Source organism: Shewanella putrefaciens (assembly GCF_016406325.1).
In the GTDB taxonomy this organism is placed as follows: domain Bacteria; phylum Pseudomonadota; class Gammaproteobacteria; order Enterobacterales; family Shewanellaceae; genus Shewanella; species Shewanella putrefaciens.
The window spans coordinates 2,687,033-2,703,070 of record NZ_CP066370.1; the positions used below are offsets into that span (position 1 = coordinate 2,687,033).

Genomic DNA, 16,038 nt, shown 5'->3' on the forward strand with positions numbered 1-16,038 from the left:
CAATCCTAGCTTAACTGAATTTTTGCAAAATAAATCATCGTTTTAGCTTTGGCGACTCTGTTTGACTCATCAAGCGAATTTTGTGTATCCAGCCGTGAGTCAGCTAACTCATGGCTTGAATAATAACTGACCCACAACTCATTTCCGTCAATCACAACGCCCGCATAACTGGTATCGCCCTTCGATGGCAGCGTCAATAACTCTTGAACCACACCAGTATTTGGATGAATTTCAACTAAAGCCGTTCGAACTTGTTCATCATATAAACGCACTACAGCCAACAAACGGGATTGATACATCAACATCACTGGCCCACCAATGCGCTTATCGAGTTCTTGCCATTGCCAATCGATAAATGGCGCTTGACTGCAACCAAGCAAACCAACATATTCTGGTCCCCATACGGGATCGCGCCTCAATAGACAAAAGCCGTTGTCTTGATCAAAAACAATGGCAGTTTCATTGACATAACCCTGATTATTAAACACCTTTAACCAAGTCTCAAACTGCACCCCATCATCACTTTTATACAAGCGGGTATCGCCATCAGGCCCAGCGCGATAACCTACGCCATAGAGTGCATTTTGATATTCGGTTAAGCGCCATAACCAATAACCTTTATCACCAATTTTGAGCGCATCCGACCACACTAGCCCATCGAGTGAACGCCAAAGATGTGATTGTAAGCCTGACTTATCGTGCAAAGTCCCACCGCCAAGTAAGAGTAATTCTCCTTGATACTCAATCAGTTTACCATCGCGTAAATCCGCCTCATCTGAACAGATAAGCGCCACGCTCTGCCAAGTTTCACCTAAATCTGCTGAGCGTAGAATACGCAGTGCACCATCGGGTGACACATGGGCAGTACCTTCACGGAAAACGCAAAACAGTGCCCCCTGAAATCTGATTAAATCGGTAAATGCATTATGGGCACCCTGTTCCCAAATTCGTTTTACTGAAATTAGCTTCATCCATTCACTCCTCAATCCAACTGAGACTTGTTATAACATAGCTGCAAATAACAGAAAGCAAAAAGGCCGCGAAGCGGCCTTTTGATTGGGATAGAACAACTTAACTGCGCTGGCGCGTTGGTTTAGCTTTTCCAGCCCCTGTGACTTTATGCTTACGCACCGCGCGGCGAATTTTGGCGCTTTTAACCTGAGCACGGGCCACACTGTGTTTATCAGCAGCAAGCATAGTGCGCGTTTCAGGCTCAAGACCCGCTAATTGACGCAAATAATTAACTTGTTCAACGGGCAATTCAACCCAACCACCGCGGGGCAGCGATTTTGGCAATTCGACCATACCATAACGAATACGGATCAAACGGCTCACCTGCACTTCTTGGGATTCCCACAAACGGCGCACTTCACGGTTGCGACCTTCGCGTAAACACACATGCCACCACTGGTTCATGCCTTCGCCGCCCGCTGGCTTGATGCTATCAAACTGTGCTGGGCCGTCCTCTAACATCACACCTGTACGCAAACGTTGCACTGTCGCCTCTGGAATTTCACCAAAGGTACGCACCGCGTATTCACGGTCCACTTCGTTCGATGGGTGCATTAAACGGTTTGCTAACTCACCATCTGAGGTAAACAACAATAAACCTGAGGTGTTAATGTCTAAACGACCTACCGCTACCCAGCGAGAATCACGCACTTTAGGTAAGCGATCGAACACCGTTGGACGGCCTTCAGGATCTTTACGACTACAAATTTCGCCTTCGGGTTTATGATATGCCAGTACACGGCAAATCACGTCTTCGGCAGACTTTAACGAAATGGCTCTGCCATCGATACGCACTTTGGCATCGGCTTCAATCCGATCCCCAAGGCTAGCAATCTCACCATCAATACTAACTCGGCCTGCAGCAATCCATGCCTCCATCTCACGACGGGAGCCATGGCCTGCACGGGCCAAGACTTTCTGCAATTTTTCACTCATTAGTATTTTGCTCTTCTGACTGTTCTGGCGCTGATTTCAAACCTGAAAAAACCGCCTGCAATGACTCAGTATCCGACAGCGGCGGTAAATCCGCTAAGGTGTCTAAGCCAAAATATGCTAAAAATTCTAAGGTAGTGGCATATAACGCGGGTCGCCCCGGTACTTCTTTATGACCAACTACTTTAATCCAATGTCTATCTGACAAACTTTTTATGATATGGCTACTTATAGCCACACCGCGCACCTGTTCAATATCGCCACGAGTCACAGGTTGACGATAAGCAATCACCGCCAAAGTTTCTAATGTCGCACGCGAATATTTAGGGGCTTTTTCCTGCCACAGGGGCTGCAAAAAAGGACTCAATACTTCTAAGGTCTGGAAGCGATAACCCCCAGCGACTTTCACAAGTTGTACACCTCTGTCTTGATAATCCTGTTGCAGCTCATCCAATGCCGCTTTTATTTTGTCTCTGGAAACCGTGAAATCCACCAAGACAGTGTCTTTCAACATTTTCGCCGACAAGGGTTTCCCCAATACAAACAAACTCGCTTCAATAAGCTGTTTTAATTGAGTCGGATTTATCTGCATCAATTAATAGGCCTTAACGTAAATAGTTGAAAACGGCTCTGTTTGGTACAATTCAACCAATAATTCTTTGACTAATTCCATCAAAGCTAAGAAGGTGACTACCACGCCAGCACGGCCTTCTTCTACGGTAAATAAACGTTCAAAGGCCGTAAAATCTTCCGAGTTCAACATGGCTAAAATCTGGCTCATGCGTTCACGGGTCGATAACTGTTCACGCTTAACATGATGATCTTCATAGGCATCGATACGTTTGAGTACATCACCAAAGGCGCGGGCAATTTCAAACAACGAAACTTCTGGCGGGATCACCAGTGGCTTAATCCCGGGTGCTGCCACGGCTTTGGCTTGAAATACATCCCGCTCGAGCCGCGGTAAATCATCGAGTTTTTGCGACGCTTCTTTAATCACTTCATAGGCTTTCAACTGACGGATCAATTGTGCCCGTGGATCTTCCTCAACCTCATCTTCGGCCACCATACGCGGCAGCAGCAAACGGGATTTAATCTCGGCAAGCGTTGCTGCCATCACTAAATAATCGGCGGCAAGTTCGATTCGAGCCTGAGTCAGCAACGTAATATATTCTAAATACTGCGCGGTGATTTGCTGAATGGGTAAATCGACAACGTCTAATTTTTGCTTACGGATCAAATATAAAAGTAAATCCAATGGTCCTTCAAAGGACTCAAGGAACACTTCCAATGCCTCCGGCGGAATAAACAAATCCAGCGGCATTTCGGTCATTGCCTGACCACGAATAACGGCTAAGGGTAAACTCTGTTGCGTGCCCTGCATCCGCTATCTTGCTCCGTTAACACTGCGCTATCCAACCTAGGCTAACGCCAAACGCGCGATTATACCTGTAAATTTACGGCGATAAAACTGCCAAATGTTGACTACCACTATCCGAATCACTTACCCGCATCCATTAGCGATAAATCTAATGCGGCAGATTTAGAGGAACGGCGTGATATCACCCGCGCCTTCACGTAAAATCTCGGCGCCATCTTCAGACATATCAATTACAGTCGTCGGCTTTTCGCCTAAATAACCACCGTGGATAATCACATCCACTTGATGCTCGAGCAAATCACGAATTTGTTCAGGATCAGACTCGGCAAACTCGGCATTTGGCATCACTAAACTGGTCGACATCAGCGGCGCATCTAAGGCTTCAAGCAACGCCAGTGCGATCACATTGTCGGGCACGCGAATACCTATGGTCTTTTTCTTGTCATTTTGCAGCCGACGGGGCACTTCTTTGGTCGCTTTAAAAATGAAGGTATAAGGTCCAGGCGTGCAACTTTTTAGAATACGATAGGCTTGGTTATCCACCTTGGCGTAGGTTGCAAGCTCGGAGAGATCACGGCACATCAATGAAAAATTATGATCGTTCTCAATTTGACGAATTCTCGCCATCCGCGTCATCGCGTCTTTCTCACCAATCAAGCAGCCTAATGCATAGCCTGAATCGGTGGGGTAAACAATCACACCGCCTGCTTTTAAGGCTGCGACGGCTTGACTGATAAGACGGGCTTGCGGATTTACTTCATGTACATAAAAAAACTGACTCATGGTCGTTCCATCCAAGATCTCGATTGCCAGACCCAATCAATACCTTGGGGCTGATACAGATTTTTACCTAATTCTATCCAATTGCTTGGAAAGTGAAAATCACTCCCTATCGATGCAAGCAACTGGTTTTGAACGCTCAGCGCCACAAGATTGGCCCTGTCGTCTAACGTTTGCTGGCCGAGTACCACTTCCATGGCATCTCCACCTGCTTCTTTAAATTCGCGCACTAAGCGCTTAAGCCACTTAGCGGATAACTTGTAACCGCTAGGGTGGGCTAACACAGCTAACCCGCCCGCGTTATGGATCACTTCAATCGCGCTAGCCATATCGCCCCAATTATTGGGCACATAACCGGTTTTACCCCGAGCTAAATAGCGTTTAAATACACTCGGCATATCCACAGCATGACCCTTATCAGCCATCCAGCGAGCGTAATGTCCACGGCTCAACGCGGCATCACCCGCCAACGCCTTAGCGCCTTCGTAGGCACCTTCGATACCAGCTTTAGCTAATCTATGGCCAATTTCTTGGGCACGTAATTCACGTAATTCACGCTGGTTTTCTAAAAATGCTAATAGCGCGAGGTTATCAGCATCGAAGTTAAGCGCCACGATATGAATATCGTAACTATTCCAGCGAGTAGAGATTTCCACGCCAGAAATCAATTTCAATGGTGCAGCTTGTGCCTGATTAAAGGCACTGGCTTCAGGTAAACCTGCCACAGTGTCGTGATCGGTGATCGCAAATAACTGCACGCCCTTTTCAAGGGCTCTTGCCACCAATTCAGACGGCGTTAACTGACCATCGGACGCGGTCGTGTGGCTGTGTAAATCAGCCAATATGCTTTGAGTATTCATGGCGCTATTGTACGCGCATTTGTTAACAAATGCGCTGCTATCTCGCACTTTGTCGCTAAGTCATATTAATTTTATGCCTCATTGAAGTGGATAAATCGCAGAAAATGAAAAATATTCAATTGACATTATTGCTCGGCTCATGTTTTCTATAGGTCCATTAACGAATTAGCGAGACCCTTTTGAATGACCCACATTAACGCTTCATTAAACATCATTTGGTGGTGGCACTTCCCAACGTAGCGGGTGGTGTGAAGCTCTGTGCTCATTTGAAAGTGACCAGAATCAACAAAAAAGCCCGCAGAAATGCGGGCTTTTTTGTTAGGTGCGAAAAATGTCGGCAAACTCGGGTGAAAAATTAAGAAAGCGAGATAACTCATAATGTTAAAGACATTTAATCAGGTAGCTGGAGTATGAACATGCCCAAACAGACATTCGCACGCTCAAGCACGCTCAAGGCGGCATTAACCTACCACAGCGATCCACTGCGCTTATATCAGCACATCACCCAAGATGCACCCCATACTATGTTGCTCGAATCGGCCGAAATCGACAGTAAAGATCATTTAAAAAGTATGGTGATGACCCATGCCGCCATGATGATCCGCTGCGATGGTTATCAACTGACCTTCACCGCACTGACCGACAATGGCGCGAGCTTACTTGCCCCTATCGAAACCTTTTTCTGCGCGAGTGCAAATCTAGTCAGAGATAACTTGACCTTAGTGGTCACACTGCAAAAAGACACTCAGCTGCAGGATGAAGATGCGCGCTTAAAATCGACCTCGCCACTCGATGGCCTGCGGATGTTTATCCAGCAGATTGATTGTGGCGCTCATACTGACAGCCAGACTAAACCCGCCTTTGAAGATCTGTTTTTAGGTGGCGTACTGGCCTACGACTTGATTGATACCGTTGAGCCACTGCCCGCCGTACCGAACCGCGATAACGATTGCCCAGACTACTTATTCTACCTCGCCGAAACCTTAATCCTTATCGACCATAAACTAAAACAAGCCGACATAATTACCCATAACTTCAGTCACGATTCAGCTCAATATGCCGCCATCACCGCAACGCTAAGTGAGCGGGTACAAAGTTTAACTGCAGAGTGTAAAACCCTCGGTAATTCACCTGCCGATGTGCCGACACTGGTCGCCATCGATGCAACTGAGCAAGTCAATATTTCCGATGAGGAGTTCAAACAAACCGTTATCGATTTGAAAGAACACATTATTGCAGGCGATATTTTCCAAGTGGTGCCATCCCGTAGCTTTAGTTTGCCTTGCCCGAATACCTTAGGGGCTTATCGCGCCCTGCGCCTGACGAACCCAAGCCCCTATATGTTTTATTTCAGGGGGCATGATTTTACGCTTTTTGGTGCCTCACCAGAAAGTGCGCTCAAATTTGATGCCAGCAGTAATCAAGTGGAAGTCTACCCGATTGCTGGCACCCGTAAACGCGGTAAAACCGCCACGGGCGAGATTGATTTTGACTTAGATAGCCGCATCGAACTTGAACTGCGCTTAGATAAAAAAGAACTGTCGGAACACTTAATGCTGGTCGATTTAGCTCGCAACGATATCGCGCGCATCAGCCAAAGCGACAGCCGCAAAGTCGCCGAACTACTAAAAGTTGACCGCTATTCCCATGTAATGCACCTCGTCAGCCGCGTAACGGGTCAACTGCGCCAAGATTTAGATGCGCTGCATGCTTATCAGGCCTGTATGAATATGGGCACATTAGTGGGCGCACCAAAAGTACGTGCATCACAACTGGTACGCCAAGCGGAAAAAGCGCGCCGGGGCAGCTATGGCGGCGCTGTGGGTTACCTTAACGCCCTTGGAGACATGGACACTTGCATCGTGATCCGCTCCGCCTTTGTTAAAAATGGCATCGCCTTTATTCAAGCGGGCGCTGGCGTGGTATTTGATTCGGATCCCCAAAGCGAGGCAGATGAAACCCGTCAAAAAGCCCAAGCCGTGATTTCAGCCATCAAGATGGGCGCTGGACTACAAGTAAACACTTCAGTGCAATATCAATAGGAGCCAAATATGAAACTCTATCTACTCGATAACTTTGACTCCTTTACCTACAACCTAGTGGATCAATTTCGCAGCCTAGGCTGTGAAGTGGTGATTTACCGCAACGATGTTGCCGCCGATTTTATTGCCGAAAAACTGCTTAACGAACAAGTACCCGCAGCCCTCGTGTTATCACCCGGTCCTGGCGCACCCCATGAGGCGGGATCTATGATGGCACTTATCGCCAAAGTTGCGGGTAAGGTGCCTATGCTGGGTATCTGCCTTGGGCATCAAGCCATGGTGGAATATTACGGCGGCACAGTGGCACGCGCACCTTTTGTGGTACACGGCAAAGCAAGCCCGACTTTCCATGACGGTACTGGCGTATTTGCCGGTTTGCCCTCTCCCCTGCCCGTTGCCCGTTATCACAGTCTCGTCGCCACTCAAGTACCTGACTGCCTGCAAGTGATCGCAACCACTGAAGCTATGCCGATGGCGATTTTGCACCCGCAGCATAGAGCCGTTGGGTTTCAGTTCCACCCAGAATCGATTCTGACGACGTTGGGCAGCACACTGCTCATTCAAACATTGGCATTTCTGACCCAAGACATGACAGCAGGAGTAGACGCATGAGTACAAAAAATATTCAGCCTTTACTCGACCTTTTATACCAAGGTAAGAGTTTAAGTCGCGAGCAAGCCTTTGAGATTTTTAGCGCGTTAATTCGCGGTGAAATGAGTGAAGCCACTATGGCGGGCATGTTAGTTGCGCTGAAAATGCGCGGCGAAACCATAGATGAAATCAGCGGCGCCGCCGATGCGATGCGCGCCGCCGCCAAGACGTTTCCTTACTCGAATGGCGATAACCTTAGCAATGGTATCGTTGACATAGTTGGCACAGGTGGCGACGGCTTTAATACCATTAATATTTCCACCACGGCCGCCTTTGTTGCCGCTGCTGCGGGCGCTAAGGTCGCCAAACACGGCAATCGTAGCGTATCGAGTAAATCGGGGTCATCGGATCTTTTGGCGCAGTTTGGCATCGACTTAACCATGTCACCAGACACCGCCAGTCGTTGCCTCGACGCACTGAACCTGTGCTTTTTATTTGCGCCCCACTACCACGGTGGAGTAAAACATGCGGGGCCGGTCAGGCAAGCGCTGAAAACGCGCACTTTATTCAATGTGTTAGGGCCACTTATCAATCCCGCCCGCCCCGAGTTTATGTTACTTGGCGTGTATAGCCCTGAGTTAGTCTTACCGATAGCGAAAGTATTAAAGGCGCTTGGCACAAAACGCGCTATGGTAGTGCACGGCAGCGGTTTAGATGAAGTCGCGCTGCACGGCAATACCCAAGTGGCCGAATTAAAAGACGGCGACATCATAGAGTATCAACTCACGCCCGCCGATTTAGGTGTGCCTTTAGCACAAATCAGTGACTTAGAAGGCGGCGAACCCGCGCAGAATGCCTTGATCACCGAGGCAATTTTGAAAGGTTGTGGCACAGATGCGCATACCAATGCGGTCGCTATCAATGCCGGTTGTGCTTTATATGTGTGTGGGATTGCTGATTCAGTCAAAGCCGGAACCTTACTTGCGATCGCGACCATACAAAGCGGCAAAGCCTTTGAATTGTTAAGCCAATTAGCTAAAGTCAGCAGTGAAACAAAGGAATAAGTGGCAATGACTCAAGAACTGATAACAAATAGCCAAGATATGAGAACTCAGCCACCGGCAGCAACAAACTCTATGCCAAAAAGTAATGTGTTAACCCGTATAGTCGATACCAAAGCTGCCCATATTGCCGCCCTGAAGCTGCGTTTCCCCGAGGCCAGTCTGTCGCCAAAAATCTCTGACCGCAGTTTGTTTGCCGCACTCAAGGCGCCCAAGGCGGGTTGCATTTTAGAATGTAAAAAAGCCAGCCCCTCCAAAGGCTTAATCCGTAAAGACTTTGATGTCGAAGCCATCGCCGATATCTATGGTAAATATGCGGCGGGTATTTCAGTATTAACCGACGAGCAGTTTTTCCAAGGGGATATGGACTATATCCCTAAGGTGCGCGCTCGGGTGAACCAACCTATTCTGTGCAAAGATTTTTTTGTCGATGAATACCAAATTAAACTCGCCGCCCACCAAGGCGCCGATGCAATTTTGCTGATGCTATCCGTGCTGGATGATGCGCAATATCACCGCCTAGCGAAAGAAGCCGCTAAGTATCAACTCGATGTGCTGACTGAAGTCAGTAACGAAGAAGAACTTAAACGCGCCATCGCATTAGATGCGCCGATCATTGGGATCAATAACCGTAACTTAAGGGATTTGAGTACCGATCTCGCCACCACAGAAGCCTTAGCGCCACACATTGGTAGCGACCGCGTGGTGATCAGCGAATCAGGCATCTACAACAATGAACAAGTGCGCCGCCTGAGTCCGCTGGTTGATGGCTTCCTCGTCGGTAGTTCGATAATGGCCGAGGCTGATATTGACTTAGCCTGCCGTAAATTGATCTTCGGTCACAATAAAGTCTGCGGCCTCACCCGCATGGAAGATATTCTCGCCGCGGCAACGTCAGGCGCCGTCTATGCCGGGCTGATTTTTGCTGAAAAATCCCCGCGCGCCTTAACCCTTAATGCCGCTGAACAATTGCTCAGGGAATATCGCGCATCCGAGGCTCCCGCCATTGAATTCGTCGGCGTGTTTGTTAATGCCGCGCCAGAAACCATTTGTGATACCGCAGCCAGTTTGCAGTTATCGGCGGTGCAGCTCCATGGCACTGAAACTGAACTTGAAATCGCAGAGCTCACTAAGCGACTTGAGCAAGCGGGACTCACAACTCAAATTTGGAAAGCTGTCAGCGTCGATGCGCAAACGGGTGAGCTTGGTAACTTACCTCAGGGAGCATCGCGATATCTCTTTGATAGTAAAACGCCAGACCAATTTGGCGGCTCGGGCCAAGCCTTTAATTGGCAAAATATTAATGTGAAGTCCTTAGGCCAGCAAAAGGCCCATGCCATGTTGGCGGGCGGACTCAACGCCGACAATGCGGCCAGTGCCAATGCCCAAGGATTTTACGGTTTAGATTTTAATTCTGGCCTAGAAACCGCCGCAGGAATTAAATCGGCGCAACTGATCCAAACAGCTTTTGCCAACTTACGTCTCTAAACGGCGAGATAAAACACATTTATATCTGTGGCTCAATTTAACAGCGTACATTTAACAAATGCTTGAGTTGAGAAACCACAGACAAACAGATTGATAAGATAAGGAAAAAGGTATGTCAACGTTAAAGCTTAACCCTTATTTCGGCGAATACGGCGGCATGTATGTGCCACAGATTTTAGTGCCAGCCCTTAAGCAATTAGAAACTGCCTTTGTGGAAGCGCAGGAAGATGAAGACTTTAAAGCTGAATTTACCGATTTACTGAAAAACTACGCGGGTCGCCCAACAGCACTCACCTTAACTCGCAATTTAAGCCCAAATCCTATGGTGAAAATCTACCTTAAACGGGAAGATTTACTCCACGGCGGCGCCCATAAAACCAACCAAGTGTTAGGCCAAGCACTGCTGGCTAAGCGCATGGGTAAAAAAGAAATTATTGCTGAAACCGGTGCAGGACAACACGGCGTTGCCACCGCCCTTGCTTGCGCGCTGTTAGGCTTGAAATGTAAAGTCTATATGGGCGCAAAAGACGTTGCGCGCCAATCACCTAACGTATTTAGAATGCGTTTGATGGGCGCGGAAGTCATTCCTGTGACCTCAGGTTCTGCCACCCTAAAAGATGCCTGTAACGAGGCGATGCGCGACTGGTCTGGCAGCTACGAAAAGGCCCACTATCTTCTGGGCACCGCTGCGGGGCCACATCCGTTCCCAACAATCGTGCGTGAATTCCAACGCATTATTGGCGAAGAAACCAAGAAGCAAATGCTGGAACGTGAAGGTCGCTTGCCCGATGCCGTTATCGCTTGTGTTGGCGGCGGTTCCAACGCTATCGGCATGTTTGCTGACTTTATCGACGAACCAAGTGTCGAGCTGATTGGCGTCGAACCTGCCGGTAAAGGCATAGACACGCCAATGCACGGCGCGCCGCTTAAACACGGTAAGACAGGTATTTTCTTCGGCATGAAAGCGCCTTTGATGCAAGACAGCGAAGGGCAAATCGAAGAATCTTACTCGATTTCAGCCGGATTGGACTTCCCCTCCGTTGGCCCGCAACACGCACATCTCAATGCCACAGGCCGTGCCCGTTATGAATCGGCTACCGATGATGAAGCCTTAGAAGCCTTCCAACAACTGGCGCGCTGTGAAGGGATTATCCCCGCATTAGAATCGGCGCATGCTATCGCCTATGCCGTCAAAATGGCGCGCGAGTGCACCAAAGAAACCATTTTAGTGGTCAATCTTTCCGGTCGTGGCGACAAAGATATTTTCACCGTTTCTGACATTTTGAATGGTAAAGAGGTATAACGAACATGAGTGATACATTGACTAACCCAGGCCTTTACCAAGCGGCCCGTTACCAAGCCACCTTTGCCAAACTCAAGGCCGAAGGCCGTGGCGCTTTTGTCCCCTTCGTCACCCTTGGCGATCCTAGCCCTGAGTTATCGCTAAAAATTATCGATACCTTAGTGCAAAACGGCGCCGATGCCTTAGAACTGGGCTTTCCGTTTTCCGATCCCTTGGCCGATGGCCCTGTGATCCAAGGCGCTAACCTGCGTTCTTTAGCCGCTGGCACGACTCCAACGGCGTGTTTTGAATTACTGGCGCAAGTACGTGCAAAATACCCAGAACTACCAATCGGTTTGCTGCTGTATGCGAACTTGGTGTTTGCTAACGGCATAGATGCGTTTTACGCCAAAGCGCAGCAAGCGGGTGTGGATTCAGTACTTATCGCCGATGTTCCAGTGGAAGAATCAGCGCCCTTTAGCGAAGCCGCTAAAGCACATGGTATTGCGCCGATTTTTATCGCGCCGCCCAATGCTGACAGTGAAACCCTTGAGCAAGTGAGTAAAAGTGGTGAAGGTTACACCTATCTCTTATCCCGCGCGGGAGTCACAGGCACAGACACGAAAGCTGGCGTGCCGGTAGAGGAAATTTTATCTAAATTAAAAGCCTTTAACGCCCCGCCACCGCTCCTCGGTTTTGGTATTGCCGAGCCTTCACAGGTAAGCGCCGCCATCAAAGCGGGCGCTGCGGGGGCGATTTCTGGCTCTGCCGTAGTAAAAATCATCGAAACCCACCAGCACGATGAAGTTAAGCTACTTGCAACGCTTGGGGAATTTACTCGCGCCATGAAGGCTGCGACCTAAACTAACTGCGTATTTATTTAGTCACAGTTCCTCGGTAGCATGGAGGCCTCGACAATAAAACGGACTTTTTATGCAGTATCGGATCTATATTCTCGAACTCACACCATGGGGCTGTGGATTTGAAGGGGAAGTAGCCGCAAAATGCGACAATGGCGCGCCAATTTGGTTTTACTACCAAGGCAGCGATCAGCAGGCAAAAGCGCGCTTTCCCCTTAACCAATGGGTGACGGTTGAATTATTGGGTCGGCTGGCGAGTGCGATCCCTCAAGTTGACATCATTGAACAAGCGCCACACCAGCATCTGCAGTTCCCGCTGCATAACTGTCACTTTGAAGCTTCAGGACAGATCATCGACATCAGCCAAACACCCGAAGATACGATTTACCTGTTGCAATCAAACTTACCGCTCCCCTTCGATAATGAACTGGGAAAATCCCCTATCTCACTCAGTGACTGGGTCAATGTGACAGGTGAACTTTGGGTAACAAATTGGATGAATTAAGTCGATAAAAGAAGGTATAGTGCTAACCTTTGACCAATCATTCGCCTGATACATTTCCATTAGAGGATCCGATGACCGTTTCTAAATCTTTAGCCAATGACAAACCTCGTACTTTTTTGGGAACACCCAAATTACCCGCCAAGTATGCCACTGTGGTGATGCCATTTTTTCTTTCTATTCTCATGAGTTGTATCGTTTCTGGGATCAGCACTTTCAATGGCGTTGGCGCTTCACCGCAATTTATCGAACTCTGGCTCGGCGCTTGGCTGATCTCATGGATTGTCGCCTTTCCGACATTACTGATGGTGTTACCTTTAGTACGTAAACTCACCGCCGCCTTTGTCGAACTCCCTTAGTATTGGTAGATATTTATTCATCGTGTTTATGGAATAAAACCGAAAGCCGTCGTTAAAAACGGTTTTCAACGGGACAATTAACATGACACATTAGCTTTCCACTCTGCACAAAACCCTATTAACGCCCTAATAACCCTTTATTTAGTGCTGTTTTTAAACAACGAAATATCATCGTCCTCTCATCGAAAGTTCAATATCTAGACATTTACAGTCGATTTACACTGACATCATTTTGTCACTAGCAGCTATCATTTTTGGCGTATTCTATATCCATTCAATGAGTCGAGACAAATAGAGTTTTAAACCTCAAAAACAAATTAACCAACTGTTTTATAGCGTTATTTATAACATCATTTCACAAAAAACGTCTCTCTTGTGAGCGACAGCAATCACTAAACATTATCACAACAGACAATATACAATTCTTTTTTATATCCGCTAAAAGTATGAATCACTCCCATTCACTCAAATGATAACGATTTGCATTTGTAATTTTTAAAGTGCTAATTTACCCCTCCATTATCATCAAAGATAACCGCAGCAGGAAGCTATAGCTAAAAACACTATTAGCGAGATAAATGGATTGTTAAATCAGTTTTGATAGAGATATCCACTAAATTCTTGCTTATCAGTCGACTATTACTGGAAAAGTTCTACTTAGCACAATAGAACCAAAGGAGGCGTAAGTGACTACACTACAAAGGGAAATTGATCGCGAAATCTTTGATCTACTTGGCATAGGCATTGGCCCGTTCAATCTTGGCCTCGCCGCCTTATCAGAACCTATTGACGGCTTTAATTGTTTATTTTTAGATGCTAAAACCAGTTTTGACTGGCATCCAGGCATGCTACTCAAATCCTCAAGACTGCAAACCCCCTTTATGTCAGATCTGGTAACTATGGCCGATCCCACCAGCCGCTACAGTTACCTTAATTTTGCCAAGCAAACGGGCAGACTTTATCCCTTTTATATTCGTGAGAATTTCTTTTTACCTCGCCACGAATACAACTTGTATTGCCAATGGGTGAGCCAACAGCTCAGCAACCTTAAATTTGGTTTTAAGGTCACTCAAGTGGATTACAACGCCGGTGAAGGTATTTATCGAGTTACAGGTTTTGATAGACGCAGTGGCAAAACCCATACCTATCAATGCCGAAAGCTAGTGTTAGGCACTGGCACTGAACCTTATCTGCCAAAGGATTGCCCAATCCAAGATGCACGGATCATGCATACCGCCAGTTATATGCAGCAAAAAACCTACCTGCAGAGTCAGAGTGCCATCACAGTGATTGGTAGTGGCCAGAGTGCGGCGGAAGTGTTTTACGATCTACTGCAAGATATTGATACCTATGGTTATCAACTCAATTGGATGACGCGATCACCACGTTTTTATCCCTTGGAATATACCAAGCTTACTTTAGAGATGACCTCGCCAGATTATGTCGATTACTTCCACGAGTTGACCCCTAATCAAAGATGCTCACTGATTGCCAGCCAGAAACAACTCTACAAAGGAATAAATTCTGAGCTGATAAACGACATTTACGATTTGTTATATCAAAAGCGCCTATTGGCCGATTTTCAATGCCGACTAATGACGAATGCGGCGCTGACTCATATCGAGCCCCAAGCCAATATGCTCAAGTTGCATTTCCACCACAATGAAAAAAATCATACCTTTGAGCAAGAAACGGGCGCCGTCATTTTAGGCACAGGTTACCACTATCGTTTACCCGAGTTTATCAGTGGTATTAAACAACAAGTCGAATTCGATGACGCCGGACAACTTAGTGTGCAGCGTGATTACAGCATAGATATTCGAGGGGATATTTTTGTCCAGAATGTCGGTTTGCATACCCATGGGATAAGCTCACCGGATCTGGGAATGGGCTGTTATCGCAACAGCACCATCTTAAAAGCCGTGCTCGGTTATGCGCCCTACCATATTGAGGAACATATCGCGTTTCAAACCTTCGATCCGGCCAAACTTGCCAGTCATCAGCCCTGCGGCGTCAATGCAATTAACACATTGAATCTTAAAACTAAACATTTCACTAAGGCATCAAATCACACAGATACTGCTGACGCGCCTCATAGTCTGTACCCAACCCAAACTGCGACTTCAAGTATAAGTGCAGGCACAAGTTCAGGTGCGGGAACCCACATGTCAGTCTTGATGGCGCCGAATAAGGAGGCGCAATAATGGCAAGTCAATTTAGCAACCATTGCTTAACGCGGCTATGTTTAACACAGCTATCGGCTATTACAAGCATCAATGGTTTCCAGTTCAGAGCCTTAGATCTTACACAAGACATTCCAACACTACAGTCTTGGCTTAACCAAGATTACGCCAAGTTTTGGGGTATGCAGGGCTTGAACCTTGATGCCATAAAAAATCTGTTAGCAACTACAGAACACAAGTTTGCCTTGATAGGTGAATGGCAGGCCAAAGCGCTATTTATGGTGGAACTCTACGATCCTGTCCACGATGAAATCGGCCAGCACTATCGTGTTGCGCCGGGTGATTGTGGTATGCATCTGATTATCGCGCCGCCCGATGGCAAACCCGTCAGCGGCTTATCCTTCAAAGTGATGGATGCAATAGCTAAGCTCGTGCTTGAAAAACTGGCCTTTACTCGCCTCGTAGTTGAACCCGATCAACTCAATATGAAAATTCATCACTTAAATAGCCGAGTAGGTATTCGCTATGAAAAGGCAATTCAATTAAACACTAAAGCGGCTTTCCTCGGATTTTGCACTGCGGCTGATCGTCTGCGCGCATCAAGCCCAGCTTCTTCGACGCGCTTAGCCCAAACAACCTTAGCTCAGCCATGCTAGTTGAAAGCCCCCGTAACCTCTCCCATAACATTATCGACTCTTTAGGTGA

The 16,038-nt window shown here is 47.4% G+C and carries 16 protein-coding genes and 1 other annotated feature; of the genes, 10 read left to right on the plus strand and 6 right to left on the minus strand.

All coding sequences use genetic code 11. The features are described from left to right. Positions 1–5 precede the first annotated feature (5 nt). The 6 genes from JEZ96_RS11965 to rnm form a co-directional block, all read right to left on the minus strand. On the minus strand, positions 6–971 hold the full coding sequence (locus JEZ96_RS11965) for a hypothetical protein (RefSeq protein ID WP_025008285.1): 966 nt from the start codon (positions 969–971) through the stop codon (positions 6–8). Between the two features lie 100 nt (positions 972–1,071). Further along, positions 1,072–1,947 carry a 23S rRNA pseudouridine(2605) synthase RluB gene (gene rluB / locus JEZ96_RS11970; protein WP_011788947.1) on the minus strand — a complete coding sequence of 292 codons (876 nt, stop codon included), beginning with the start codon at positions 1,945–1,947 and terminating at the stop codon, positions 1,072–1,074. After that, entirely contained in the window at positions 1,940–2,536 is a 597-nt protein-coding gene (gene scpB, locus JEZ96_RS11975) for an SMC-Scp complex subunit ScpB (protein WP_011788946.1), read from the minus strand. The genes rluB and scpB overlap by 8 nt, the downstream gene beginning before the upstream one ends. Positions 2,537–2,539: 3 nt before the next feature. Further along, the gene (locus JEZ96_RS11980; protein ID WP_011788945.1) at positions 2,540–3,328 is read right to left on the minus strand and encodes a segregation and condensation protein A; all 789 of its coding nucleotides are present in this window, start codon (positions 3,326–3,328) and stop codon (positions 2,540–2,542) included. A gap of 159 nt (positions 3,329–3,487) precedes the next feature. Continuing rightward, positions 3,488–4,108: an L-threonylcarbamoyladenylate synthase gene (locus JEZ96_RS11985; protein WP_011788944.1), complete on the minus strand. Its 621-nt coding sequence runs from the start codon at positions 4,106–4,108 to the stop codon at positions 3,488–3,490. After that, positions 4,105–4,965 (minus strand): RNase RNM, encoded by an 861-nt coding sequence (rnm, locus tag JEZ96_RS11990; RefSeq protein ID WP_061783148.1) that lies wholly within the window; start codon positions 4,963–4,965, stop codon positions 4,105–4,107. The genes JEZ96_RS11985 and rnm overlap by 4 nt, the downstream gene beginning before the upstream one ends. Before the next feature lie 210 nt (positions 4,966–5,175). Next, positions 5,176–5,284: a sequence feature (Trp leader region), on the plus strand. 97 nt (positions 5,285–5,381) lie between these two features. Between rnm and JEZ96_RS11995 the strand changes: the two genes are divergently transcribed. From JEZ96_RS11995 to JEZ96_RS12040, 10 genes are all read left to right on the plus strand, one after another. Then, entirely contained in the window at positions 5,382–7,007 is a 1,626-nt protein-coding gene (locus JEZ96_RS11995) for an anthranilate synthase component 1 (protein ID WP_128090303.1), read from the plus strand. Positions 7,008–7,016: 9 nt separating this feature from the next. Continuing rightward, entirely contained in the window at positions 7,017–7,619 is a 603-nt protein-coding gene (locus tag JEZ96_RS12000) for an aminodeoxychorismate/anthranilate synthase component II (protein ID WP_025008284.1), read from the plus strand. After that, complete coding sequence (trpD, locus tag JEZ96_RS12005) at positions 7,616–8,662, plus strand: anthranilate phosphoribosyltransferase (protein ID WP_061783149.1); 1,047 nt, start codon at positions 7,616–7,618, stop codon at positions 8,660–8,662. The genes JEZ96_RS12000 and trpD overlap by 4 nt, the downstream gene beginning before the upstream one ends. Positions 8,663–8,668: 6 nt before the next feature. Then, positions 8,669–10,147: a bifunctional indole-3-glycerol-phosphate synthase TrpC/phosphoribosylanthranilate isomerase TrpF gene (trpCF, locus tag JEZ96_RS12010; protein ID WP_128090302.1), complete on the plus strand. Its 1,479-nt coding sequence runs from the start codon at positions 8,669–8,671 to the stop codon at positions 10,145–10,147. A gap of 112 nt (positions 10,148–10,259) precedes the next feature. Beyond that, positions 10,260–11,450: a tryptophan synthase subunit beta gene (gene trpB / locus JEZ96_RS12015; protein ID WP_011919509.1), complete on the plus strand. Its 1,191-nt coding sequence runs from the start codon at positions 10,260–10,262 to the stop codon at positions 11,448–11,450. Between the two features lie 5 nt (positions 11,451–11,455). Next, positions 11,456–12,292 (plus strand): tryptophan synthase subunit alpha, encoded by an 837-nt coding sequence (trpA, locus tag JEZ96_RS12020; RefSeq protein ID WP_025008283.1) that lies wholly within the window; start codon positions 11,456–11,458, stop codon positions 12,290–12,292. Between the two features lie 70 nt (positions 12,293–12,362). Then, positions 12,363–12,794: a hypothetical protein gene (locus JEZ96_RS12025; RefSeq protein ID WP_061783151.1), complete on the plus strand. Its 432-nt coding sequence runs from the start codon at positions 12,363–12,365 to the stop codon at positions 12,792–12,794. A 71-nt stretch (positions 12,795–12,865) separates the two neighbouring features. Then, on the plus strand, positions 12,866–13,150 hold the full coding sequence (locus JEZ96_RS12030) for a DUF2798 domain-containing protein (protein ID WP_025008281.1): 285 nt from the start codon (positions 12,866–12,868) through the stop codon (positions 13,148–13,150). Positions 13,151–13,836: 686 nt separating this feature from the next. Next, on the plus strand, positions 13,837–15,354 hold the full coding sequence (locus tag JEZ96_RS12035) for a lysine N(6)-hydroxylase/L-ornithine N(5)-oxygenase family protein (RefSeq protein WP_061783152.1): 1,518 nt from the start codon (positions 13,837–13,839) through the stop codon (positions 15,352–15,354). Next, on the plus strand, positions 15,354–15,989 hold the full coding sequence (locus JEZ96_RS12040; RefSeq protein ID WP_061783153.1) for a GNAT family N-acetyltransferase: 636 nt from the start codon (positions 15,354–15,356) through the stop codon (positions 15,987–15,989). Before JEZ96_RS12035 ends, JEZ96_RS12040 begins: the two co-directional genes overlap by 1 nt. The last annotated feature ends 49 nt before the right edge of the window (positions 15,990–16,038 follow it).

What these genes read in the sequence shown, in the direction of transcription:
- JEZ96_RS11965 (WP_025008285.1), bottom strand. Translation starts at nt 971, where the DNA reads ATGAAGCTAATTTCAGTAAAACGAATTTGGGAACAGGGTGCCCATAAT.
- rluB (WP_011788947.1), bottom strand. Translation starts at nt 1,947, where the DNA reads ATGAGTGAAAAATTGCAGAAAGTCTTGGCCCGTGCAGGCCATGGCTCC.
- scpB (WP_011788946.1), bottom strand. Translation starts at nt 2,536, where the DNA reads ATGCAGATAAATCCGACTCAATTAAAACAGCTTATTGAAGCGAGTTTG.
- JEZ96_RS11980 (WP_011788945.1), bottom strand. Translation starts at nt 3,328, where the DNA reads ATGCAGGGCACGCAACAGAGTTTACCCTTAGCCGTTATTCGTGGTCAG.
- JEZ96_RS11985 (WP_011788944.1), bottom strand. Translation starts at nt 4,108, where the DNA reads ATGAGTCAGTTTTTTTATGTACATGAAGTAAATCCGCAAGCCCGTCTT.
- rnm (WP_061783148.1), bottom strand. Translation starts at nt 4,965, where the DNA reads ATGAATACTCAAAGCATATTGGCTGATTTACACAGCCACACGACCGCG.
- JEZ96_RS11995 (WP_128090303.1), top strand. Translation starts at nt 5,382, where the DNA reads ATGCCCAAACAGACATTCGCACGCTCAAGCACGCTCAAGGCGGCATTA.
- JEZ96_RS12000 (WP_025008284.1), top strand. Translation starts at nt 7,017, where the DNA reads ATGAAACTCTATCTACTCGATAACTTTGACTCCTTTACCTACAACCTA.
- trpD (WP_061783149.1), top strand. Translation starts at nt 7,616, where the DNA reads ATGAGTACAAAAAATATTCAGCCTTTACTCGACCTTTTATACCAAGGT.
- trpCF (WP_128090302.1), top strand. Translation starts at nt 8,669, where the DNA reads ATGACTCAAGAACTGATAACAAATAGCCAAGATATGAGAACTCAGCCA.
- trpB (WP_011919509.1), top strand. Translation starts at nt 10,260, where the DNA reads ATGTCAACGTTAAAGCTTAACCCTTATTTCGGCGAATACGGCGGCATG.
- trpA (WP_025008283.1), top strand. Translation starts at nt 11,456, where the DNA reads ATGAGTGATACATTGACTAACCCAGGCCTTTACCAAGCGGCCCGTTAC.
- JEZ96_RS12025 (WP_061783151.1), top strand. Translation starts at nt 12,363, where the DNA reads ATGCAGTATCGGATCTATATTCTCGAACTCACACCATGGGGCTGTGGA.
- JEZ96_RS12030 (WP_025008281.1), top strand. Translation starts at nt 12,866, where the DNA reads ATGACCGTTTCTAAATCTTTAGCCAATGACAAACCTCGTACTTTTTTG.
- JEZ96_RS12040 (WP_061783153.1), top strand. Translation starts at nt 15,354, where the DNA reads ATGGCAAGTCAATTTAGCAACCATTGCTTAACGCGGCTATGTTTAACA.